Genomic DNA, 23,813 nt, shown 5'->3' with positions numbered 1-23,813 from the left:
ATCCTTATATTATGCTACGACTAATCGAGAACGACCCATGGCTGGAGCCCTACGAGTCCCCTATACAGGGACGGTACGAGTATGCCAAGTGGAAACTCCGTGAACTGACAAAAGAAACCAATGGCAGCCTCTCCGACTTTGCTGACGGGTACCTCTACTATGGGCTTCACCGCATAGAGGGAGGTGAGTGGGTCCTGAGAGAGTGGGCGCCTAATGCGACAGCCATCTACCTCCTCTGTGACGGCAACGGCTGGGCCAAGGATGAGGCATATCGCCTCAGCGCCCTCGGCAATGGATCCTGGGAGGTAAGGCTACCCGCCGACACACTCGCTCACGGCACGCACTACAAGCTCCTCGTGGAGTGGGAGGGAGGTAGCGGTCTCCGCATTCCCGCCTGGGCTGACTATGTGGTGCAGGACCCGGAGACGCATCTCTTCAGCGCCGTCGTATGGGATCCCGAGAGACCCTTCACCTTCCGGAGCAAACGCCCCACCCTCGGTCACGAGCCACTCCTGATCTATGAGTGCCACATCGGGATGGCGACCGAGGAGGAGAAGGTCAGTACGTATCGGGAGTTTATGGAGAATGTGCTGCCGATGGTCAAGGAGAAGGGCTACAACGCCCTGCAGATCATGGCGATCATGGAGCACCCCTACTACGGCTCCTTTGGGTATCAGGTGACCAATTTCTTCGCCCCCTCGTCCCGCTTCGGCACACCGGATGACCTGCGCGCACTGATCGACGAGGCGCACCGGCTCGGGCTGCTCGTCATCATGGATATCGTCCACTCCCATGCCGCAAGAAACGAGGAGGAGGGGCTCGCCCGCTTTGACGGCACCTACACCCAATACTTCCATGGCGGCGAGCGGATGCTCCACCCGGCGTGGAACTCAATGTGCTTTGACTACGGGAAAAACGAGGTGCTCCACTTCCTCCTCTCCAATTGTAAGTATTGGCTCGAGAGCTTCCACTTCGATGGCTTCCGCTTCGATGGCGTCACCTCGATGCTTTACCTCAATCATGGTCTCGGACAGGCCTTCTGCACCTACTCCGACTACTATAATGGCGGGCAGGATGGCGATGCGATCATGTACCTCACCCTCGCCAATCAGCTGATCCACGAGGTCTACCCCGATGCCATCACCATCGCTGAGGAGGTGAGCGGCATGCCGGGTATCGGCGTACCGGTGAAGGACGGCGGCTACGGCTTTGACTACCGCCTCCAGATGAATATCCCCGACTACTGGATCAAGATCATCAAGGAGCGCCGCGATGAGGAGTGGACGCCCGGCTCCATCTGGTGGGAGACCACCAACCGCCGAAGCGACGAGAAGAGCATCTCCTACGCTGAGTCTCACGACCAGGCACTGGTGGGTGACAAGACGATCATCTTCCGCCTCATCGATGCCGAGATGTACGACTATATGGACCGGGCACACCACACCGAGGCGGTAGACCGCGGTACGGCACTCCACAAGATGATCCGCCTCGTCACCTGCACCACGATGAATGGTGGGTATCTCAATTTTATGGGAAACGAATTTGGTCACCCGGAGTGGATCGACTTCCCCCGCGAGGGCAATGGCTGGAGCTACAAGTATGCCCGTCGCCAGTGGAGCCTGGCCACGAATGGATTCCTCAAGTACAGCCTCCTCGAGGACTTTGACGAGGCAATGCTCAAGCTCGTCAAGAGCGTCCCCGACTTTGAGAGAGTACCGGTGATCAAGCTCTGGGACCAGGATCAGGATCAGGTACTCGCCTACTCCCGTGGGGATCTCGTCTTTGTCTACAACTTCAGCCCCACACGTGCCTTCACCGACTACGGCATCCTCGCCCCGTCGGGCAAGTACACGATCGTCCTCGACAGCGACGACCCAAGGTTTGGCGGCTACGATCGTCAGGACCACTCCGTGGCGCACCTCACCCAGTACGACCCCCACTTTATGGAGGACGGCAAGGGCTGGCTCAAGCTCTACCTCCCCCCCCGTACCGCTCTTGTACTTAAGAAATCAAAGTAAAACTCATGACTCACCCCACATCCACACCACTCTACCCGCTCACCTTTGACGCCCCCTACAAGCGAAAGATCTGGGGCGGTGACCGAATCTTCAGGTACAAAGGACTGCCCTCTCCCTACGACGACATCGGCGAGAGCTGGGAGGTTTCACCGATGCCGGGCGATGAGTCGGTCGTTGCCGCCGGTCCTCTCAAGGGTGTCGACCTACCGACACTCACCCAAGAGTATGGCGAGAGGCTCCTCGGGCATCACGTCAGGGAGCGCTTTGGGGACTCCTTCCCCCTCCTCATCAAGGTCATCGACTCGCGGCAGGATCTCTCCGTGCAGGTCCATCCCAACGACGACTACGCCCGCGAGCATGAGCACTCCCGTGGCAAGACAGAGATGTGGTATCTCCTTGACCCCACCCCCGACGCCACCATCCGCGCCGGCTGGTCGAGGGAGACGAGCCCGGAGCAGCTACGAGAGCTGGTCAAGAGCGATGCTGTGATGGACTACATCCACAGCTACCACGCCGAGCGGGGGGATGTCTTTTACCTCCCGGCAGGTAAGGTCCACACCATAGGTGCCGGCTGCCTGCTCCTCGAGATACAGGAGGCGTCTGACATCACCTACCGGCTCTACGACTTCGGTCGGACCGATGCCCAAGGGCAGACACGTGAGCTTCACATTGACCGAGCTGTCGAGGTGATCAACTACGACGTCGACCGGGACGGCAAGGCGACCTATGACCGGGAGAAGAAGGATGCCCTCGTCAATCTCGTCCGCAGCCCCTACTTCTGCACCTCGGTCCTACGCCTGACGAAGGACTTCGCCCTGCCGGTGGCTGAGCGTGACTCCTTCACCTACCTCTTCTGCGAGGAGGGCGAGGTGGCGATCACCACCGATGGCGGTGAGCTCCGCCTCACCAAGGGCCACGGCGTCCTACTCCCCGCCGAGCTGCATCGCGCCGACCTCCACCCCCTCACCCCCGAGACCCACCTCGTCGACGTCTACGTACCTATGTAAATCATAAGACTATGCGATATCTCCTCTCCCTGATTCTCCTCCTAACCACCTCGCTCCTCGCAATAGGACAACAGAGATATACAGCGCTATACAACTACACAGAGCGGAATGCCACGACCGGCAAAGTCACTAACGATATCATACGTCTTAATTCTGAGAAAGGCTACTTCTCCTGTGTCAGTGAGAATACCTACCGGAAGAAGTTGGTTCAGGACTCCCTCCTCCAGACCGGACTTGATCCCTACACCATCGTCGCCATGACACGAGATATGGCGAGAGGACAGAGGACACGTATCTTCACTGACCTCGCAAGCAACACAAGGACAGTGTACGAGTTTCCCTCGACCCAGATCCACTACGAGGAGTCTCTTCCCGCCGTGACATGGGAGCTGTCAGACGAGGTAAAAGAGGTGAATGGCATCCCCTCCAAGCAGGCGAGGGGCAAGCTCTACGGACGCGAGTGGATCGTCTCCTATGCGACGGATGTCCCTCTGCCTGTGGGACCGTGGAAGCTCACCGGGCTGCCTGGTTTAGTGACAGAGGCGGTCACGACAGACAGTCTCTTCCACTTCACGCTCATCTCCTTTGCCCTCACCCCCGATGACGAGCGTCCTATCATACCCTCACCCGCGACCGCCTCATCACCATCCAAGAAACAGTCCAAGAAGGAGGTCCTCAACGCCCTACATCAGTGCGCCACCAACAACCGAGCCTGGCTCAAGAAGCTCTACCCTGTGTCCAGCCAGCCTGAAGAGACCCCGGAGGACCTCCGCCGGATGGCACTCGCCCGCAAGTCGTACCAGTATATCGAGCGAGCAGAGTGATCCGGAGACATCTCCTTTTTCTTCTTCTCCTTCCCCTCACGCTGACCATTGCCACCGCTGAGGAGTGGTGTGGAGTGGTCAGGGACGCTGAGACCGGCGAGCGGATATCGACGGCCCAGATCCTTCTCCTCCGTGGTGAGACCAAGGTGATCCGCCAGACGATCAGTCGGGAGGACGGCACTTTCTGTCTCGCTCTCCCCGACTCCAAGTCCGACCTCACGGTCCGCGCCGCACTGATCGGCTACCGGACGGAGGTGGTTCGCTTAGACACCCTCCTCATGAGAGAGGGAAAAGAGATCCTGCTCCACCGGCAGGACTTCAAGCTCCCCGAGGTGCAAGTGCGGGCGAAAGCCATCGAACAGCATGGCGACACGGTCAGCTACCGTACCTCCGCCTTTGCACAAGCGATGGACACTAAGCTGGAGGATGTGCTCGTACGGCTCCCCGATGTCTCCGTCTCCGCCGACGGTATGATCTCCTACAAGGGACGAAGCATCAATCGCTTCTACATAGAGAACCTTGACCTCCTCGGCAGTCGATACACCCTTGCCTCGCGTAACATCCGACCTGAGGATGTCGCCTCCGTACAGATCTACGAGCACCACGAGCCGATCAGGCTGCTCAGGGAGCAGAGCCGATCCGACCGCGCTGCACTCAATGTGAAGCTCAAGGAGTCTGCCAAGAAGAGGTGGCTCAGGGACCTAAGCGGTGCTGTCGGCGGCTGGCCGCCGATCGGCAAGGTGAGCGGTTCGCTCATGAACTTCCAGCCCCGGCGGCAGACCATCCTCGTCGCCAAGGGAGACAATACCGGCGACGACATCATCTTCGAGACCCGAGTACAAAACATCGGCATGGGGGTGGTCTTCAACCCCTACCAACTCTCCGGAGGACCGGAGAACCTCTTTGCGGAGCGAAAGATCTACAGCACCTTCTTCGGACGCGACCGAAGGCGCGACAATCAGACCGCCCTCCTCTCCCTCAATCATCTCATCGCCCTGTCCGACAGCGAAACCCTTCGGATCAATGTCAACGGATACCACGACCGAAACCGACTTGGAGAGGAGCGGGAGAGCCACTACTACGACCCTGCGCTCGGATCGATCGACCTCCGAGAGACCACCGACTACCTCTCGAGGCGCAGCGCAACGGAGAATGAGCTTACCTATGAGCAGAATGGGGAGGAGCTCTATCTCAAGGACATCCTCTCCGTCCGCTACCACCACCTCACCACCGAGGACAACGCTGCCGTCAATGGTCGGCCTCGAACCATTGATATGCTCCTCCCCTCCCTCCGGCTCTCCAATTCGCTTACTGCGAAGAAGCTCCTCGGTGGGCATCTCTATACCGCCGCCCTCGGCATAGGGTACAGCAGCCGTCCTCAGGAGATGACCCTCGCAGGAGAGACTCCCTATCGGCTGCAGTCCGATGACCTCACTGCCACACTCGCTCTGAGGGGCACCTTTTCCATAGGTCATCATCAGCTCTCCCCACAGATCAGAGGCGGCCTGGAGAGCTATGAGCTTAGGATCGGGGAGCAAGAGCAGGATCCCCGTAAGGTCCACAGTAAGGAGCTGACCTCCAACCTTTCTGTAGAGTATCGATACCAGAGTAATGGACTGGAACTGAAGCTCACGCCTGCCCTTAGTGCAAGACTGCAAGATCTCCCCGGAGGGAGACAGCAACACCTCCTCCCCGGCGTCAGCTCCTCGATCAGGTATGACTGGATGGGCGGGAGGACACTACTCATCTACAGCTTCAGCACAAGCCGACCGGAGCTGACATCCTACTTCCCGCACATGATCCGCGTCGGTCTGACAGACTACCGGGAGGGAATCACGGACCAAGGGGTGACACGCTCGCACAACCTACTGCTCCGACAGGAGGGGACAGCGCCGTGGGATCTCTCCTATGTGCTCACCGGTCGAGGAGGGCACGTGACCGCACCGAGGATCTATAGTCTCTCTGTCAGGGAGGGCAAGAGGATCCGCTCCTACCTCCCACTCGCCCACAGCGCCCTCTCCGGCGGTCTCTCTGCGGAGCTCTCCAAGTACTTCTCTGGACCGATGATCACACTCAAGGGGACGGTAGGCTGGGACAGCTCCAAAGGCGATACCTACCAGCAGGGACTCATGATCCCCTATCGTGGGTCTGACCTCTCGTATGGGGCATCCCTGAACTGGATGGGAAGCACGCTGATGACCCTCGAGTATGGCATCGAGAGCGACCGATCCCGAGTCCACATCGGGGATAGGGCGACAGACCTCATCACCCGGAGTCTGGAGCAGACCCTGCGAGGTACCCTACTCCTCGGCGTACACTGGGGAGTATCCGCCGACCTCCAGCACCGCTACAGCAGTTCGCCCCTATATGACCCGATCAACCAAGTCTTCCTCGACGGCAAGATCTACTACACGAGGGACAAACTCCGTCTCCAGATCGACCTCACCAACCTGACCAACGTCCGCTCAGAGTACTACCGCCGGACCGACGGTATCAATAGCAGCAGCCGGTGTACCACCCTCCGCGGTCGGGAGGTGCTTCTTACTCTTACCCTCAAGCGGTAGGCCCCGAGCCCTTGCCACCGTCCCTCTCCAACCCAATTATTCCAAGAGCAGTTTTTTCTCACGACTTCAGGGTCATAACTAATAGCGGTAATAGAGAAATCTATTACCGCTATTGGTCACGCTTATTACCGGTAATAGAAATAGCCCAGAAGGTGTGAGGTAACTTCCCTGTGAATCTCAGTCGCATACGGATGATGCTTTTTTAGTAGATTTGCAAGGTTATGGGCGGGCCGATGGCTCGCAATCGATAATAGCTTGTACTTGTAGTAGCAACAACATATGTTTGAAAGTCTATCGGACCGACTTCTTGAGTCCTTTAAGAACCTTAAGGGAGAGGGATCCATCACCGAACTTAATGTCGCTGACACCGTCAAGGACATACGTAAGGCCTTGCTGGAGGCGGACGTCAATTACACCGTCGCCTCCGACTTTACGAAGAGCGTCCTCGACAAGGCGGTGGGCGAAAAGGTGGTCTCCTCCATCAAGCCGGGACAGAAGCTGGTCCAGATCGTCCACGATGAGCTGACGCGCTGCATGGGCGGCAACGAGGTGGAGCTGAGGACCGACGCGGATCCCAATATCATCCTGATGTCGGGTCTGCAGGGCTCAGGTAAGACCACATTTGCCGGCAAGCTCGCCAATATGCTGCACAAGAAGAAGGGGCTGAAGCCTCTCCTTGTCGCCGGGGATGTCTATCGCCCTGCCGCCATCGAGCAGCTCAAGGTGATCGCTGCTCAGATCGGCATACCGGTATACAGCGAGGAGGGCAATCAGGATGCGGTGGCGATCGCTGAGCGGGCGCTCGCCTTTGCGAAGATGAATGGTCGCGACACGATCATCATCGATACCGCCGGCCGCCTCGCCGTGGATGACGTGCTGATGACTGAGATCGCCAATATCAAGGCGGCTGTCAGACCGACACAGATCCTCTTCGTCGTCGACTCAATGACGGGACAGGATGCGGTGAATACGGCCAAGGAATTCAATGACCGGCTCGACTTCGACGGCGTAGTCCTGACGAAGCTGGACGGTGATACCCGAGGCGGTGCTGCTCTCTCGATCCGGACTGTGGTCGACAAGCCTATCCTCTTCATCGGTACGGGGGAGAAGATGGAGGCGATCGACGTCTTTTACCCCACCCGTATGGCGGACCGCATCCTCGGGATGGGCGACGTCGTCTCCCTCGTGGAGCGGATGGAGCAGCAGTACGATGAGAAGAAGGCAGCCCAGCTGGAGAGCAAGATCAGGAAGAATAAGTTTGACTTCGACGACTTCCTTGACCAGATCCAGCAGATCAAGAAGATGGGCAACCTCAAGGATCTCTTGGCCATGATCCCCGGTGTCGGCAGTGCGATCAAGGACTTAGACGTAGACGATAGCGCCTTTAGCGGGATCGAGGCGATCATCCGCTCGATGACGCCCGAGGAGCGCGCCAATCCGGACATCATCAACGCTGAGCGGCGTAAGCGTATCGCTGCCGGTAGCGGGAAGGACATACAGGAGGTGAATCGGCTGATCAAGCAATTTAACTCCGCCAAGAAGATGATGAAGAAGATGAGCAGCCTCGGCCTCAATGGCAAGGGCGCTCCCTCCATGGCTCAGATGCGACAGCAGATGAGAGGCGGCAGATGAAATAATCACTTTTTACCAAAATAGTCACACAACATTATGGAAACACCCTACACACTGCTCGATGGCAAGGAGATCAATCGGCAGATGAGAGAGGAGATCAAGGCGGAGGTGGAGAAGATGGTCGCTGAGGGACACAAGTCTCCCCGACTGATCGCCGTACTCGTCGGCCACGATGGTGGCAGCGAGACATACGTGCACAATAAGATGATCACCTGCGAGGCGTGCGGGATCCGCAGCGAGACCCTGCGCTTCGAGGCAGACATCACGGAGGAGGAGCTGCTCAAGGAGGTCGCTAAGCTCAATGCGGATGACGACCTCGACGGCTTCATCGTCCAGCTCCCATTGCCTAAGCATATCGATGCGCAGAAGGTGATCGAGGCGATCGACCCGAGGAAGGACGTGGACGGCTTCCACCCGACCAACGTCGGCAAGCTCTCCATCGGACTGCCGGGCTTTGTCTCCGCCACCCCCTTCGGCATCTGCGAGCTGCTGAGGCGGTACAACATCAGCACCGACGGCAAGCACGTAGTGGTGCTGGGTCGGAGCGACATCGTCGGCAAGCCGGTGGCACAGCTGCTGCTCCATAAGGACAATCCCGGCAATGCGACCGTCACGGTCTGCCACAGCCACACGAAGGACATCGCCTTCTACACCCGTCACGCTGACGTGATCATCGCCGCACTGGGACAGCCCCACTTCGTCAAGGCCGATATGGTCAAGGAGGGTGCTGTCGTGATCGACGTAGGTACGACCCGTGTACCGGATGCCTCGAGAGCGAAGGGCTTCCGTCTCTGCGGTGACGTGGACTTCGACAACGTCGCACCGAAGTGCTCCTACATCACTCCCGTGCCGGGAGGTGTGGGTCCGATGACGATCATCGCACTGCTTCACAATACCCTCCTCGCCGCCCGGCGCAATAGGGGTCTCGAGAAGTAAGTCCCGACCTACCCTTCCGCCGAGGGAAGGAACACATGTAATGCACGCATAGGAGAGAGAGAGGGATGACCGAGGTAATGCGGGAGACTCCCCATCAGCCGTCGGTCATCCTCTCCTTGTCACACGCCAGTCTATCAGATGATATGAAGAAGGTACATCGCACCACCGCCCTCTGGACGTTCGTCGCCATCCTTGCTACGGCGGCGATCTTGGCACTGTGCTACCCGGGCGGGCAGTCACACTTCAAGTACAAGTATGCGGTCAATCAGCCCTGGCGCTACCAAGACGTGCTGATAGCGCCGTACGACTTCGAGGTGCGGAAGAGCCCAGAGGCGGTACAGGAGGAGCAGGCCTACATAGAGGCACATAAGGATCTTTACTTCTCCTACAATAGGGAGGTGTACAGGCAGCAGAAGGATCAGCTGCTCGAGGCCTATCACGATGCCAAGCTACCTCGGGTGATCATGGAGCATAGTAGCTACGTCGCTTATCTGCTGAGAGAGCTGGAGCACTTCTACGACCTCGGTATGGTTGATCCAACGGAGGTGGAGCAGCTCGCAGACTCCGCCCAAGTCTTTGTGATCGGCAAGGACAATGTGGCTCGGGAGCGCCAACTCTCCGATCTGATCACCACAGCGGAGGCCTACGACTCGATTATAGCTAACGCACCCAAGGGACTCGACAGCCTCATGCTGCGTCAGGCCGACCTAGCGGCACTTCTGATGCCCAATGTGATCTACGACACCGACCAGACGAGCCGTATGGCGGACGCCCGCATCGCCTCTATCAATGAGGTGGTGGGGGTGGTCTTCAAGGGGACGAAGATCGTCGGCCTCGGCGAGATGGTCACTCCGGAGATCTATCAGAAGCTCAAGGGGTACGAGGCGGCCTACAACGAGTACGCCCGCAGCACGTCAGACTTAGCGATCATCCGGCTGGGGCTGCTGGCACTGATCGCCGGCACGCTGCTGGGACTCTTCTTCTACCTCCGGATAGCCCGTCCAGACCTTATGATCGAGCGACGCAATAGGCTCTTCCTGCTCCTACAGGTGCTGCTATTCCCCGCCGCCTCCTACCTACTTGCTCCGATCTCACCGATGGTGGTATATGTGATCCCCTACTGTATGGTGCTGATCCTGACACGCGTGGTGATGGATGGGCGCACCGCCCTCGTGACCTTTATCACGACCGTGCTCCTCACCACCCTCGTGGTACCTGATGCCTCCCTCTTCCTCCTACTCCAGGTGATCAGCGGGGCGGTAGTGCTGGCGACGCTGTCCGATATTTCTCAGAGGCGAGACCTGATCTACTCCGCAGTGTGGGTGCCATTTGTACAGATCGCCGTCTACACCGCCTACACGCTTGCTATGGAGGGGACACTGGCGGGCTTTGACATCAATCTCGTGTGGTACTTTGCGATCGGCTTCATCTTCCTGATGTTCTCCTACCCACTCCTCTATGTAGTGGAGAAGGTCTTTGGCTACATCACACCGATCAGCCTCGTGGAGCTGGGCGACATCAATAAGCCGCTCCTCAAGAGGGAGAGCGAAGTGGCACCGGGGACCTTCCAGCACGTTCTTAATGTCTCGATCCTCAGCACCGCTGCGATCTCCAAGATCGGTGGCAACGTGCAGCTGACCCGCACCGGCGCACTCTACCACGACATCGGGAAGATGAAAAACCCGATCTACTTCACGGAGAACCAGGGCGGAGAGAATAATCCTCACTTCAAGCTCCGACCCGAGGAGAGTGCCAAGATCATCATCAGCCACGTCACGGACGGGGTGGAGATGGCTCGCAATGCGAAGCTCCCCGAGCAGATCATCGACTTTATCCGCACCCACCACGGCCTCGGGATGACGAAGTACTTCTACATCCAGTACTGCAATGAGCACCCGGGTGAGGTGGTGGACGAGAGTATGTTCCGCTACCCGGGGCCCAACCCCTGGACCCGGGAGCAGGGCGTGATGATGCTGGCCGATCAGGTGGAGGCATCTTCCCGAAGCCTCAAGGAGATGAATGAGGAGATCCTCACCAATCACATCGACAAGATCGTCGATGGCATTGTCAGTGGCGGTTACCTGCGAAATACGCCACTGACGCTAAAGGACATCGAGATGATCAAGCAGGTATTCCTCGACAAGCTCCGGACGATGAACCACTCTCGGATCAAGTACCCGGAGCTGAATAAGGAGGCTAAGGCAGCTCAAGCCAAGTGAGCCCCACTCTCCCTTGAAGATCAGTCCTGACATACCCGAGGAGGAGCTGGTAGAGCTCGCAAGACAGCAGGAGACCCAGGAGGAGGCCTTCCGCCTCATCGTCGACCGCTACTCGCCGATGCTCTACGCCGTGATTCGTCGTGTGCTCATCACCCACGACGACACCAACGACGCCCTGCAGAATACGCTGATCAAGGTGTGGAAAAACCTTGCCCACTTCGAGGGTAAGTCCAAGCTCTCCACCTGGATGTACACCATCGCACTCAATGAAGCTCGCTCGCTCCTGAGACGAAACCATCCGGAGCGTCAGTTGCCCATAGAGACCGACACCTACAGTCTTGCAGAGACGCTGACAAGCGACCCTTACTTCGATGGCGACGAGGCGGAGATCCAGCTGATGGAGGCGATAGATAAGCTCCCGGAGAAGCAGAGGACAACCTTTGAGCTACGTTACTTCGAGGAGCTACCCTATGCCGAGATCTCTGAGATCACCGGCACCAGCGTCGGGGCTCTCAAGGCGAATTACCACCACGCCACTCAGAAGCTCTACAAGTACCTCGGTGTGGTGGAGGATGAGGATTAAACTTTTGCCACCACTGAGGATCCTATAATTGTACTGAGGTACGAGGAGATACCATTAGAATCGTCTTTCACACAAGTATGAGCATTAAGAGAACTCCCCTGAGGAGCCGTAATATCATCAAGCCACTTGATCCCGCAAGGCACTTCTCCGTCCCCGATGGATACTTCGAGGGGCTGGCGGATCGTGTCAAGCGACGGATCGAGACGATAGAGCAGGTGGAGGAGCAGCTGAGTCAACACGAGCGGGGCGAGAGACGCAGATCCCGCAAGCGCCTCTATATAGCTGTCGCCTCGGTGGTAGCCGTGCTACTTGCCATCCCGCTGATCTACACCACCGGTGTCATGAAGGTTCATGATGAGGAGACGACGCTCTCGGGGCGCAGTGACGACCTGGAGCGCTACGAGCAATACAGCGACCAAGACTACGAGGACTACCTCTCGGAGGACTTGGCGGACGACTATTACCTACACGTCACTTATAGCGGCCTCTGACCTCATAGCCTACCCACATCATCCCTATGAATAGACTAATTCTCACCCTGATATTCCTCTTTGTTCTCCTTCCCCTGTCGCTCGGAAAGGCTCACGGCAGCGGTATGGCTCAGCTGGCGCCACAGCCGATATCTGCCGGTACCGCGGCACAGACTCCTAAGGCAGAGCAGATACGGAAGGAGTGCGTCGCCTATGTAACCCGGACCTGTAAGCTTACAGCCGACGAGGCTAAGGCTCTGGACACCGAGCTGGCGCGCTATGATCGCAAGAAGATGATCCTCTGGAAAGAGCGAGCCGAGCTCCTCGACCTGCTCGAGAATGGGGACCTGAGCGACTACAAGTATGGGAAAACGCTTGAGAAGGTACTCAATCTCGATGTCGAGCTGAAGAAGTGTCGCCTACGGCTCTACCTATCCCTCAAGCCCTACTTCCAGAATAAGAAATTGGGCGAGATCTACATCGCGATCAAGGACTTCAAGCAAGACTTCTCCACGAAACAAGGGGAGCTATAATCTTCGCACCACCACTAAGCCCAGCCCGGTAGCCGGTTTGCTCCGATGCTGCCGGGCTGGGCTTTTTTTCCACATACCTAAGCATTAAATTGCGTACATTTGCTCCTGCCCTACTGCAGACCTTACTATCGGTCCGCCGTAGGTTTTACCCCTGAGATAACCCATTGTGAAAGCTAAGAAAAGAGAGAAAAAGAGAGTGATCGCTCCCGGCATCACCATCGAGAAGATGGCTGCCGAGGGGAAGTGCATCGGACACTTAGAGGACGGGCGTGTGGTCTTTGTGCCATACAGCGCTCCGGGAGACGTGGCCGACCTGCTTATCACGAGGAGCAAGCACTCCCACGCGGAGGGGCTGATCGACCGCTTAGTCACCCCATCGGACCAGCGGCGAGAGCCGGTATGCCCCCACTTCGGTCTCTGCGGTGGCTGCAAGTGGCAGCACGTGCCCTACGAGATGCAGCTCGAGGCCAAGCAGCAGCAGGTCTATGACCAGCTGACCCGTATCGGCAAGGTGACGATCGGGGAGCAGCGCCCAATACTGGGCTGCGAGAGGGAGTTGGGGTATCGCAATAAGCTCGAGTTTACCTTCTCCTCCTCCCGCTGGATCACCGAGGAGGAGCGCGACCTGCTGGATGGTGAGGCTGTCGATGAGCGACGAGGAGTGGGCTTCCATATACCGGGACGCTTCGACAAGGTCTTGGACATCCGGGAGTGCCACCTGATGGATGACCTGAATAATAGGATCCGAAACTTCATCCGGCACTACGGCCTCACGCATGAGGGGTACACCTTCTTCGATCTGAGAGAGCAGGTGGGGCTGATGCGGACGATGATGCTACGGATCTCCTCCACGGGCGAGGTGATGCTGGTCATCGCCTTCGGTGAGGAGGATGAGGAGCGCCGCATTGCACTACTGAGTGCGCTGAGGGAGGCATTCCCCGAGATCACGTCCCTCCTCTATGTGATCAATACAAAGGGCAACGACACCCTCGACGGGCTCGAGGTGAAGTCCTTCTCCGGCAGAGACTATATCGTCGAGGAGATGGAGGGGTTGCACTTCAAGGTGGGACCCAAGTCCTTCTTCCAGACCAATAGCCGCCAAGCCTATCGCCTCTACTCCGTAGTGCGTGAGCTGGCAAGCCTCACCGGTAAGGAGATGGTCTACGACCTATACACCGGCACCGGCACCATCGCCTCCTTCGTCTCCCGCCAGGCAGCACACGTGATCGGCATCGAGTACGTCGAGGAGGCCATCCAGGATGCGAGGCTCAATGCGGACTTCAATGGTCTGACGAACCTTGACTTCTACGCCGGTGACATGAAGGACATCCTGACCGATGACTTTGTCTCGTCCCACGGGCGACCCGATGTGATCATCGCCGATCCGCCCCGAGCCGGTATGCACCCCGATGTGCTGCAGACGATCCTGCATGCTCACCCCGACCGCATCATCTACGTGAGCTGTAATCCCGCCAGTCAGGCACGAGATTTGCAGACTCTTCAGGAGGAGTACGCCGTCGCCGTGACGCAGCCGGTGGATATGTTTCCGCAGACGCACCATGTCGAGAACGTCGTCCTCCTCGTCCGTAAGTAAGTCACACCATTTTATTTCAATACATCCCGACTTTTGACAACTTCGACCACAACACACGAGCGCACGGAAGCGCTTGTACACAGTATCGTAGAGGGCCTCAGGGCCAAGAAAGGACACGCCATCACCATCCTCGACCTGCACCGCTTGCATGATCGACCCACCGACTATATGATCATCGCTGAGAGCAACAGCCCCACAGGCATCAGCACTCTCGAGGAGTCGGTCCGCGAGGTGGTGGAGGAGCAGGCCGGTGAGCGTCCCATCCGCGTCCACAAGGGGAGCGGTGAGTGGATCGCCATGGACTATGTCGATGCTATGGTCCATATCTTCACGCCGGAGCTCCGCACCTTCTACCATCTCGAGCAGATGTGGGAGGATGCCGACAGGACCCAGCTGGAGGACGAAGTCTGAGATGTATTATAGAGAATTGATCCACTCGTATGCCAAATAATACCATACCTCAGAGAGGCAATCCGAAGCGAAAGCCAAATATCAATATCGGCTGGATCTTCATGATCATCATGATGGTGATCCTGGGGCTCTACTTCTTCGGAGACAACAGCAACGCCCGCTCTGTCAAGTGGTCTGACTTCCAGACCTTGATGGAGGATGATGCCTTTGAGTCCATCACCGTCTACTCCTCTAAGGGGAAGGTGGATGCCACCCTCCGCCAGGGCAAGGAGGGGCGTCTCGTCGACCTCGGCATCATACCGGCCGAGCAAGTCAAGCAGACCCGCCCACGCCTCCTCGGCGCCACCCAGGTCACGTCGGAGATGCCGGGGGCAACTGCCTTCAATGACATCTATCAGAGGATCAAGAGCTCCGACAAGCCGATCTCCACAGAGATCTCGTACGTCAATCAGAGCATCAGCATCTGGACCATCCTCCTGCAGACCTTACCCTTCCTCCTCCTGATCGTTTTCTGGATCTGGATGATGAGAGGCTTCTCCGGGATGGGCGGTCGTGGCGGTGTCATGAATGTCGGCAAGTCCAAGGCTCAGCTCTTTGACCCGGAGACAAAGGTGAAGACCACCTTTGACAACGTTGCCGGCCTCTATGGTGCCAAGCAAGAGGTGATGGAGGTGGTCCACTTCCTCAAGGAGCCCAAGCGCTACACCCACCTCGGCGGTAAGATCCCCAAGGGCGTACTCCTCGTAGGGCCTCCCGGCACCGGTAAGACTCTCCTCGCCAAGGCTGTTGCCGGTGAGGCGGGGGTGCCATTCTTCTCCCTCAGTGGCTCAGACTTCGTCGAGATGTTTGTCGGCGTGGGAGCTAGTCGCGTGCGAGACCTCTTCAGCACGGCAAAAGAGAAAAGCCCTTGCATCATCTTCATCGATGAGATCGACGCCATCGGTCGGGCGAGGGGAAAGAATGCCGGCTTCGGAGGCAACGACGAGCGGGAGAATACCCTCAATCAGCTACTGACGGAGATGGACGGCTTCGACACCAATAGCGGAGTCATCGTCATGGCGGCTACCAACCGTGCCGACATCCTCGACAAGGCGCTCATGCGTGCCGGTCGCTTTGACCGACAGATCTACATCGACCTGCCCGACCTCAATGAGCGGAAGGAGATCTTCCTCGTGCATATGAAGGGGCTCAAGCTGGCGCCCGACGTGGATCCGGACAAGATGGCCCGCCAGACGCCGGGATTCTCCGGGGCAGACATTGCCAACGTCTGCAATGAGGCGGCACTGATCGCCGCCCGTGAGTCGAAAAATGCCGTGGAGGCAGTCGACTTCTCCAACGCCGTCGACCGCGTCGTCGGTGGACTGGAGAAGAAGAGTGCCATCATCACCAAGTCGGAGAAGAAGATGATCTGCATCCACGAGGCAGGTCACGCTACCATCAGCTGGCGTCTCCGCTATGCCAATCCGCTCGTCAAGGTAACCATCGTACCGAGAGGGCGCGCACTCGGAGCCGCCTGGTATATGCCTGAGGAGCGGCAGATCGTCCCCAAGGAAGCGATCGAGGACGAGATGTGTGCGACCCTTGGCGGCCGTGCCGCTGAGGAGCTCTTCATAGGGCACATCTCCACAGGGGCCTCCAATGACCTCGAGAAGGTGACCCGCATGGCGCAGGCGATGGTGGTCAATTATGGCATGAGCGACAAGATCCCGAACGTCAATTATCAGGACAATCAGGGTGAGTACAACTTCACCAAGCCCTACAGCGATGAGACCGCCAGACTGATCGACCAGGAGATCCGCAGCATCATCGCTGAGCAGTATGAGCGAGCCAAGAAGATCCTGCGGGAGAATGAGGAGGGTCATCACGAGATGGCAGACCTGCTCTTCCAGCGCGAGGTGATCTACACCGAGGATGTGGAGAAGATCCTCGGCAAGCGCCCATGGGACTCCCGAGCTGAGGAGCTACTCAGAGATGCGGAGGAGCAGGGAGGCGAGGTCAAGGAGGAGACCCCTCACGAGACTGAGACACCCGACCACCCCTCTGACGAGCCTAAGGACACTTCCTCGGAGGGCAGATCCACTCCCCCACCCCCACCCTTTTCCACTAAGGCTGAGGAGGAGGACTCCTGCAGCGAGCAGGTCCACGACTCCGGCATCCTCGGAGCGGACTCCTGCGGAGACTGATCAGTGGCACCGCTCTAAGCAAGCATTAGCGTAAGAGATCGAGGCTCTCTTGTCCGGAAGGGACGAGGGAGCCTTGATCTCTTTTTTTACCCTCACGTCACCGGATCAGGTGGACTGATAAAGACGCGCACACACACCCTTTCGGCACCGCGACCATCCATAGTGAGAGACCAAACCGCCCCCGATGATCGCCATCACTCAGTGAGGGCACCAAAGCCTCCTAATAGGTCTACATATCCCACGAAACTCCTCCACTTTCGCACACCTCTTGAGAGCCCAAGGAGCGTCCTCGCAATAGGCTGACAATCAGACTCAGGATATGTGGTACTTCTAATACCGATATTAGTGAACTCTAATACCGATATTAGAGGATTCTTTTACCGGTATTAGGCGTGCTTTTGTTTGGGAAGGTGGGGGAAAAAGTGGAACTTTGTATCTATCCTATATGACTATGACACCAAGTCGTGTTACCTCAGATGAATAAAATATTATCCCTACTTACTGCAGGCTTGCTCTCCGGGCTTTGCCTCTCAGCTGTCGCCCAGAGCGACAAGACCCCTACAGATCCTCAGCTCGCCACCTCCAGAGCGATCGACATATTTAGGAGCGTCCTCGGTAATGTCTCTACACTCTATGTGGACACCTTCGATATGGAGAAGGTGACCGCTCAGGGACTGAATATGACGCTCTCGCAGCTGGACCCCTACACCAACTTTTTCCCCGAGTCAGACCGGGCGGACTTCGCCTTTATGACCACCGGCGAGTATGGCGGTATCGGTGCCTACATCCTGCAGGTGGACTCGGTGGTCTACGTGCGGGAGCCTATGCCGGGCTCTCCGGCAGCCAAGGCAGGTCTCCGGAGCGGAGACGCCTTCCTCGAGATCGATGGGAAGAGCGTGGTGCCCGGCACCGCCTCTATGATCAGTGATAAGCTGAAGGGTCCGGTAGGGACCGATGTGAGGGTGAGCATCCTACCTGTCGGTGCGACGAAGCCAGTAGAGAAGACTCTCTCTCGCGCCAATGTGGTGGTGGACCAGGTGGTCTACAGTGCCATCTACGGCGATCGCATCGGATATATCCGGCTCAGCTCCTTTACCGACAAGAGTGCGGCTGACGTGCGGCGCGCCTACGAGCGACTGAGCAGCTCGGGGAAGCTCAAGGGGCTGGTACTGGATCTCAGGGGAAATACCGGTGGTGTGCTGGACGGAGCGATAGATATCGTGGGGATGTTTGTCCCCAAGGGGACTAAGGTCATGGAGACCAAGGGGAGGCTGCCGCAGTCCGGTCAGGAGTACCGCACGACCACAGACCCGGTAAGCCTTGACCTCCCCCTGACGGTGCTGATCAACGGTTCCTCCGCCTCCTCGAGTGAGATCGTCGCTGGGTCATTGCAGGACCTGGACAGAGCTGTCCTGATAGGGAGTAAGAGCTTCGGGAAGGGCCTCGTGCAGTCGACACGCCCCACCCCTTACAATGGCATCCTCAAGGTGACGGTAGCGCGATACTACATCCCGAGCGGGAGGTGCATCCAGCAGCTGGACTACAGCCACCGAAATCCCGACGGCTCGGTGGCTGCAGTACCGGATAGCCTCACCAAGACCTTCCGCACCGCTGCAGGTCGGATCGTGCGGGACGGGGGAGGCATCCGCCCGGATATCAAGATCGAGGACGAGATACTGACTGAGCCGATCCTCTCTATGTCACGTAAGGGGGCACTCTTCAGGTACGCCGGACACTTAGTCTCCGGCCGTCCGACGCCCTCGAGCTACCGCGACATCGTGATCAGCGATGCTGAGTATGAGGCACTGATAGACACCCTCGAGGCGGGGGACTTCCGATATGGTGAGATGAGTGCCAAGGCCCTTGATCAGCTGAGAGAGCTGGCCGACTACGAGGGCTATGCCGAGGGGAGTAAGGCAGAGTTTGACGCCTTGCGAGCTAAGCTCATCCCCTCGCTCCGCAGAGACATTGCCCCACACAAGCAGCTGGTACTGGACCTACTGAGGGGGGAGATGGCGATGCATTTCTTTGGATCCCAAGGGTACTATGCGGTGATGATGGAGACGGATCCATCACTCAAGGAAGCAGTGCGAGTCCTCGGGGATCGTAAGAGCTATCGAGACCTACTGACCCCTAAGGACCGGAGCGATGGCAAGGAGTAAGGGCGAGGGCGGTCTGGTCTACTCGACCGGCAAGGAGACCATGGCCTCACTCCTCGAGGGGATCTCCCTTGACAGTGAGGAGGAGACGCTCTCCCCCGGTGAGCAGCGGCTCCACGTCCATATGGAGCGGAAGGGACGCAAGGGGAAGACGGTGACACTGATCACCGGGTTTGTCGGGCGATCGTCCGACCTGGAGGAGCTGAGCAAGGAGCTCAAGGCAAAGTGTGGAATCGGTGGGAGTGTCAAGGAGGGAGAGGTGATCCTCCAGGGAGAGGTGGTCGGGAGAGTAGCCTCTCTCCTAAGAGAGATGGGATATAAGCAGACGACAGGAAAGTAATGAATAGGAAGACACTCACGGTCTACTCTGCCTCGGCAGGAAGTGGCAAGACGTACAGCTTGGTCAAGGAATTCCTGCTGCTCCTTTTTCTTAATCACTACGCCCCACACTCAGACCTCTCAGGGAGCCGTAAAGTAATCGAGTCGACGGGGGATCCGTACTTCGGTTTCCAGGGTATCTTGGGCGTCACCTTTACGAAGAAAGCGACCCTGGAGCTCAAGCAGAGGATCCTCCGCGAGCTGATCCGCCTGAGCGAGGTGAAGACGGGCACGGCGATCACCGGCATCTCTAAGGATGTCATCAAGGAGCTGATCGGACTGGTCGGCAAGACAGAGAAGGAGCTGAGTGATGACCTGCCTCGCCTCAGCAAGCACGCTGTAAAGCAGATCCTTGAGGACTACAGCCACTTCAACGTCCGGACCATCGACTCATTTTTCCAAGAGGTGTTGCGGGGTCTGCGCCGCGAGATCACCGGTCAGAGTTTCTCCGGGTCGTACCAGATCGAGCTGAATGTCAGCGAGGCGATCAACCTCGCCATCGATAACCTAAAGCTCGAGATGGATGCTAATACCTACAGCAAAATCTCGAGCGTGGTCAGAAGACTCCAGACCGAGTCTATCGGCACGGACGAACAGGTGGACCCCTTCAAGGAAATCGCTGACATCGCTAAGCACCTCATCAATGGCAATGAGTGGGAGCAGATCAAGCCCTACCTCCTAAGTAAGGAAGCACAACAGCTCGTAAGTCAAAACCAACAATACCTCAAGGGGGTGGTCGACGACTATGAGAAAAAGCTGAGACCGATAACTACCATAGCGAGGAAAATAAGTGAGTACAATCCCTACCTATGGGGGAAAAAGATCAAGAGTATCTCAACGATAGACAATATTGCTGATGCCATTCTGCTGGAGGGACTCACTAAGGAAGGGATCTCGGAGTGGAAGCTTACGAAAAGAGACAAGGACCATGAGGATGAGATCTACCCTCTGAGGGACCAGGTAGCAAATCTGCTCCCTGCGAGCGGTGCCAAGGAGTATGTGAACGCCCGACTACTACTGGACTACTTGGCCTATATACCCATACTCGTAGAGATCGCCAAGTCGATCGAGGAGTATGAGCATCAGAATCACCTGCTCCTCATCCCCAGGGTAAATCAGCTCCTTGATCAGATCATAGACGGAGACGACACCCCCTTTGTCTACGACCGTGTGGGCGTGCGACTGCACCACTACGTGATCGATGAGTTTCAGGACACGGCCAAGCTGCAGTGGTCCAACTTTGAGCCACTCATCAATGAAGCTCGAAGCAGTGGACACGAGAACTTCGTCGTCGGTGATGCCAAGCAGAGCATCTATGCCTTCCGCGGGGCAGAGAGTAGCAACTTCATCAAACTGGTGGATGGGATCAAAAAAGGATCTGGCAAAACCGATCGGGTTATCAATCTGCCTACCAACTGGCGGAGCGACGAGAGGATCATCACCTTTAATAACGAATTCTTTGCAGACATCTATAATTATAAAGGCTACTACACAGAGGACTACGATACCGAACTGACCAGGCTCCACAAGATGGTATACGAGAGGGAAAATGTGAAGCAAGAAGTCCCCGATCAGAAGAAAGGCACCGGCTCCGGGTGCATCGAGATCTCCGTCCTACCGGATAATAAGAATAATGAGAGCATACCCGATGTAAAGACTTACCTCCACGACCACCTTGTGGATCTCTTCGACCGCGGATATAAGCCAGGGGACATCGCGATCCTCTCACGTAAAAACGACCAGTGCGAAGAAGTCGCCTCGTGGCTTACCGAGTGGGCTGCTGTGGAGAAAGATCTGGCAAGTAAGTATGCCTTTGTAAGCAAGAGCGCTCTCAGCCTGACAAGCTCTGCCATAGTCCGTCTCCTCAGGACCCTGATCAGGGCACTCTCGACCGCCTCTCCTCAGAGCGATAAGCTACTGAGACTGATGATCCAGTCCTATGTACAGAGTAGTAAGCCTGAGGGCAATACCGAGAGAGCAGATCGGCTCTACGATAGTCTTATGAAGCTCTCCACCACCGGTCTGTCGGTGTATGAGTTCCTCCTCAGAGCCATTAATCTCCTCGGAGAGCTGCCTGTCGAGGAAAAGCTCTATGTCAATGCCTTCATCGACCTGGCATACACCTACAGCAGGCGAAGTCCGGATCTGTCAATCCGGCAGTTTGACGACTGGTTGGAGCAAAACATTGACAGGACCAAGGTTGATATGGGCAGCGGCGAGCTGGATCGCATCAATGTCCTGACGATACACGAAGCAAAGGGGCTTGAGTTCCCCGTCGTCATACTCCCATTTGCCAACTGGGACATCTACTCCCCCAATAAAGGAAAGAGGGATCTCCGCCTGATCCGAATCCCTGATAAAGACTATCCTGATCTATCCTCAGATGATGTAAAGCCGGGCATCTACCTGATCAATATGGAGGATGGCAAACGAGGACTGGCGAGTGGCCTGTCACCTATCTATGAGGCAGAGAGAGAGGCACACTATATGGATGAGCTTAATCTCCTGTATGTCGCCTTCACGAGGGCAAAGAGCGAACTCTATGCCTTCACTAAGCCAAAGTCTAAAACAGGCACGACAACCAGGATAAATAATATCATCCTGGATCGTATGGAAAAATTAGAAGAAGGCCTCAAGGGTGATCTTACCAAAGAGGATCAGCAGGGCATATCGGTGTGGCGAAGCAACGTAGAGGTGAAGCCACGGCGACAGAAGGAGGAATTGACCTCGACGAGCTGTGGTCAGGTAACCCTCGACAGTCTCGTCAGCATCGTTGACCTGAAAGACCTCAAGGTACGGGACAAGTATGCGGATGAGCGAACCGACTTCGGCATACTAATGCACAGTCTCCTCTCATCAGTGTATACCGCTGATGACTTTGCCCCCCTGCTCCAGAATCTTCTCAACACCGGCAGGATCAGCGAGGAGGAGCACGAAAGGCTCCTCTACAACTTCACCACCGCGATGACCACCTACGCCGGATGGTTTCCACCCTATGGAGAGGCCATCATCCGCACGGAGTCGACCCTCTATGACCAAGGCTACGGCAGGGAGCAGAGACCGGATCGGGTAGTACTCAAGAGAGCAAGCGACGGGACGCTCCACGGAGTAGTCATAGACTACAAGCTGGGCGACCCGGACCCTGTACCTGAGGCTTATCGCCGACAGGTCAGGCAATACGTCGACCAGCTCCGCAGCAGTGGCGTGGACGAGGTGACCGGATATTTGTGGTACCTTCGCAGTCCTAATGGAATAATCAAGGTGTGCTGATGAGGACGACAACATTACTGGGACTGACATTAGACGAACTGACCTCCCTCGTGCAGGAACTCGGCGAACCAAAGTACCGGGCAAAGCAGCTCGCCGAGTGGCTCTACGTCAAGAGGGTCACCACCCTCGATGAGATGACCAATCTCCCCAAGGCACTCCGGACTAAGCTGGAGACCTGCTGCACCATCGGTCGCAGCCCGGTCGCTCTCACGCAGGTGTCCCGGGATGGAACGGAAAAGTACCTCTTCCGCAAGCAGGATCGTCCGGAGCAGACCTTCGAGACCGTCTATATCCCTGAGGAGGACGGTCGGGCGACGCTCTGCATCTCCTCACAGGTGGGCTGTCGGATGGGATGTCGCTTCTGCGCCACGGGGCAGATGGGATTTCACGGGCATCTCACCGCAGCTGATGTGATCAATCAAGTGCTCAGTGCTCCCCACTTTGACTCCCTCACCAACGTCGTCTTCATGGGTATGGGTGAGCCACTGGACAACTACAAGGTGGTCGCCTCCGTGCTGGAGATCATGACCGCAGAGTACGGACTTGCCTGGAGCCCTAAGAGGATCACCGTCAGCACGGTGGGTCCTCGAGTAGGGCTGACGCGCTTCCTCGAGGAGCAGAGAGCCAATCTTGCCGTTAGTCTGCACAGCCCCTTCCCTGAGGAGCGGGAGGAGATAATGCCGGTGGAGGGACTCTTCCCCATCGAGGAGGTGATCGAGACCTTGGGTAAGTACGACTTCTCCGGTCAGCGGAGACTCTCCTTTGAGTACATCGTCTTCGGTGAGCTCAATGACGACCTCCGCCACGCCAAGGCACTGGTGGAGCTGATCCGTCCACTCAGGTCTCGGGTCAATCTTATCCCCTACCACCCGATCGAGGGACTACCCTATCACTCGTCCCGGAGGGAGGTCATCGAGCAATTTGCCGACTATCTCAATGATCACGGTGTCATCGCTACGATACGTCGCTCGCGCGGTCAGGACATCGACGCCGCGTGCGGCATGCTCTCCACACTCAAGCCACTCTCGTAGT

The 23,813-nt window shown here is 57.3% G+C and carries 17 protein-coding genes; all 17 read left to right on the top strand.

The window, feature by feature from the left end:
- The first annotated feature begins 11 nt into the window (after nucleotides 1-11).
- The 17 genes from AC1EKE_RS04165 (at nucleotide 12) to rlmN (ending at nucleotide 23,812) form a co-directional block, all read left to right on the top strand.
- Complete coding sequence (locus AC1EKE_RS04165; protein ID WP_480308345.1) at nucleotides 12-2,018, top strand: alpha amylase C-terminal domain-containing protein; 2,007 nt, start codon at nucleotides 12-14, stop codon at nucleotides 2,016-2,018.
- 5 nt (nucleotides 2,019-2,023) lie between these two features.
- The gene (locus AC1EKE_RS04160; RefSeq protein WP_480308344.1) at nucleotides 2,024-3,025 is read left to right on the top strand and encodes a type I phosphomannose isomerase catalytic subunit; all 1,002 of its coding nucleotides are present in this window, start codon (nucleotides 2,024-2,026) and stop codon (nucleotides 3,023-3,025) included.
- An 11-nt stretch (nucleotides 3,026-3,036) separates the two neighbouring features.
- Nucleotides 3,037-3,849, top strand: a complete 813-nt coding sequence (locus tag AC1EKE_RS04155; RefSeq protein ID WP_480308342.1) for a GLPGLI family protein — start codon at nucleotides 3,037-3,039, stop codon at nucleotides 3,847-3,849.
- On the top strand, nucleotides 3,846-6,413 hold the full coding sequence (locus tag AC1EKE_RS04150; RefSeq protein ID WP_480308341.1) for a carboxypeptidase-like regulatory domain-containing protein: 2,568 nt from the start codon (nucleotides 3,846-3,848) through the stop codon (nucleotides 6,411-6,413). The genes AC1EKE_RS04155 and AC1EKE_RS04150 overlap by 4 nt, the downstream gene beginning before the upstream one ends.
- Nucleotides 6,414-6,692: 279 nt before the next feature.
- Nucleotides 6,693-8,045 carry a signal recognition particle protein gene (gene ffh / locus AC1EKE_RS04145; RefSeq protein WP_480308339.1) on the top strand — a complete coding sequence of 451 codons (1,353 nt, stop codon included), beginning with the start codon at nucleotides 6,693-6,695 and terminating at the stop codon, nucleotides 8,043-8,045.
- 36 nt (nucleotides 8,046-8,081) lie between these two features.
- Nucleotides 8,082-8,981: a bifunctional 5,10-methylenetetrahydrofolate dehydrogenase/5,10-methenyltetrahydrofolate cyclohydrolase gene (locus AC1EKE_RS04140; protein WP_296119776.1), complete on the top strand. Its 900-nt coding sequence runs from the start codon at nucleotides 8,082-8,084 to the stop codon at nucleotides 8,979-8,981.
- A gap of 65 nt (nucleotides 8,982-9,046) precedes the next feature.
- Nucleotides 9,047-11,200 (top strand): HD family phosphohydrolase, encoded by a 2,154-nt coding sequence (locus AC1EKE_RS04135; RefSeq protein WP_480308337.1) that lies wholly within the window; start codon nucleotides 9,047-9,049, stop codon nucleotides 11,198-11,200.
- Nucleotides 11,201-11,213: 13 nt separating this feature from the next.
- Entirely contained in the window at nucleotides 11,214-11,783 is a 570-nt protein-coding gene (locus AC1EKE_RS04130; RefSeq protein ID WP_480308336.1) for an RNA polymerase sigma factor, read from the top strand.
- A gap of 77 nt (nucleotides 11,784-11,860) precedes the next feature.
- Nucleotides 11,861-12,274, top strand: coding sequence for a hypothetical protein (locus AC1EKE_RS04125; RefSeq protein WP_480308335.1), 414 nt, complete (start codon nucleotides 11,861-11,863; stop codon nucleotides 12,272-12,274).
- Between the two features lie 26 nt (nucleotides 12,275-12,300).
- Complete coding sequence (locus AC1EKE_RS04120; protein WP_480308333.1) at nucleotides 12,301-12,786, top strand: hypothetical protein; 486 nt, start codon at nucleotides 12,301-12,303, stop codon at nucleotides 12,784-12,786.
- A 166-nt stretch (nucleotides 12,787-12,952) separates the two neighbouring features.
- Entirely contained in the window at nucleotides 12,953-14,380 is a 1,428-nt protein-coding gene (gene rlmD, locus AC1EKE_RS04115; protein WP_480308332.1) for a 23S rRNA (uracil(1939)-C(5))-methyltransferase RlmD, read from the top strand.
- A 33-nt stretch (nucleotides 14,381-14,413) separates the two neighbouring features.
- On the top strand, nucleotides 14,414-14,791 hold the full coding sequence (gene rsfS, locus AC1EKE_RS04110; RefSeq protein ID WP_297127588.1) for a ribosome silencing factor: 378 nt from the start codon (nucleotides 14,414-14,416) through the stop codon (nucleotides 14,789-14,791).
- 29 nt (nucleotides 14,792-14,820) lie between these two features.
- Nucleotides 14,821-16,974, top strand: coding sequence for an ATP-dependent zinc metalloprotease FtsH (gene ftsH, locus AC1EKE_RS04105; protein WP_480308331.1), 2,154 nt, complete (start codon nucleotides 14,821-14,823; stop codon nucleotides 16,972-16,974).
- A 476-nt stretch (nucleotides 16,975-17,450) separates the two neighbouring features.
- Nucleotides 17,451-19,136 carry a S41 family peptidase gene (locus tag AC1EKE_RS04100; RefSeq protein WP_480308329.1) on the top strand — a complete coding sequence of 562 codons (1,686 nt, stop codon included), beginning with the start codon at nucleotides 17,451-17,453 and terminating at the stop codon, nucleotides 19,134-19,136.
- A complete protein-coding gene (locus AC1EKE_RS04095; RefSeq protein ID WP_480308327.1) occupies nucleotides 19,123-19,473 on the top strand; it encodes a translation initiation factor in 351 nt (116 codons plus the stop codon). The genes AC1EKE_RS04100 and AC1EKE_RS04095 overlap by 14 nt, the downstream gene beginning before the upstream one ends.
- Nucleotides 19,473-22,781, top strand: a complete 3,309-nt coding sequence (locus tag AC1EKE_RS04090) for a UvrD-helicase domain-containing protein (RefSeq protein ID WP_480308325.1) — start codon at nucleotides 19,473-19,475, stop codon at nucleotides 22,779-22,781. Before AC1EKE_RS04095 ends, AC1EKE_RS04090 begins: the two co-directional genes overlap by 1 nt.
- A complete protein-coding gene (rlmN, locus tag AC1EKE_RS04085) occupies nucleotides 22,778-23,812 on the top strand; it encodes a dual-specificity RNA methyltransferase RlmN (RefSeq protein ID WP_480308440.1) in 1,035 nt (344 codons plus the stop codon). The genes AC1EKE_RS04090 and rlmN overlap by 4 nt, the downstream gene beginning before the upstream one ends.
- Nucleotide 23,813 lies beyond the last annotated feature (1 nt).

It is taken from the genome of Porphyromonas sp. C0041D3, from assembly GCF_056590575.1.
Note: the sequence above shows the minus strand (reverse complement) of the source record. Positions and strands in the feature narration are given on the sequence as shown.

What these genes read in the sequence shown, in the direction of transcription:
- AC1EKE_RS04155 (WP_480308342.1), top strand. Translation starts at nt 3,037, where the DNA reads ATGCGATATCTCCTCTCCCTGATTCTCCTCCTAACCACCTCGCTCCTC.
- AC1EKE_RS04165 (WP_480308345.1), top strand. Translation starts at nt 12, where the DNA reads ATGCTACGACTAATCGAGAACGACCCATGGCTGGAGCCCTACGAGTCC.
- AC1EKE_RS04095 (WP_480308327.1), top strand. Translation starts at nt 19,123, where the DNA reads ATGGCAAGGAGTAAGGGCGAGGGCGGTCTGGTCTACTCGACCGGCAAG.
- AC1EKE_RS04120 (WP_480308333.1), top strand. Translation starts at nt 12,301, where the DNA reads ATGAATAGACTAATTCTCACCCTGATATTCCTCTTTGTTCTCCTTCCC.
- AC1EKE_RS04125 (WP_480308335.1), top strand. Translation starts at nt 11,861, where the DNA reads ATGAGCATTAAGAGAACTCCCCTGAGGAGCCGTAATATCATCAAGCCA.
- AC1EKE_RS04135 (WP_480308337.1), top strand. Translation starts at nt 9,047, where the DNA reads ATGACCGAGGTAATGCGGGAGACTCCCCATCAGCCGTCGGTCATCCTC.
- AC1EKE_RS04090 (WP_480308325.1), top strand. Translation starts at nt 19,473, where the DNA reads ATGAATAGGAAGACACTCACGGTCTACTCTGCCTCGGCAGGAAGTGGC.
- AC1EKE_RS04100 (WP_480308329.1), top strand. Translation starts at nt 17,451, where the DNA reads ATGAATAAAATATTATCCCTACTTACTGCAGGCTTGCTCTCCGGGCTT.
- AC1EKE_RS04140 (WP_296119776.1), top strand. Translation starts at nt 8,082, where the DNA reads ATGGAAACACCCTACACACTGCTCGATGGCAAGGAGATCAATCGGCAG.
- AC1EKE_RS04160 (WP_480308344.1), top strand. Translation starts at nt 2,024, where the DNA reads ATGACTCACCCCACATCCACACCACTCTACCCGCTCACCTTTGACGCC.
- ftsH (WP_480308331.1), top strand. Translation starts at nt 14,821, where the DNA reads ATGCCAAATAATACCATACCTCAGAGAGGCAATCCGAAGCGAAAGCCA.
- ffh (WP_480308339.1), top strand. Translation starts at nt 6,693, where the DNA reads ATGTTTGAAAGTCTATCGGACCGACTTCTTGAGTCCTTTAAGAACCTT.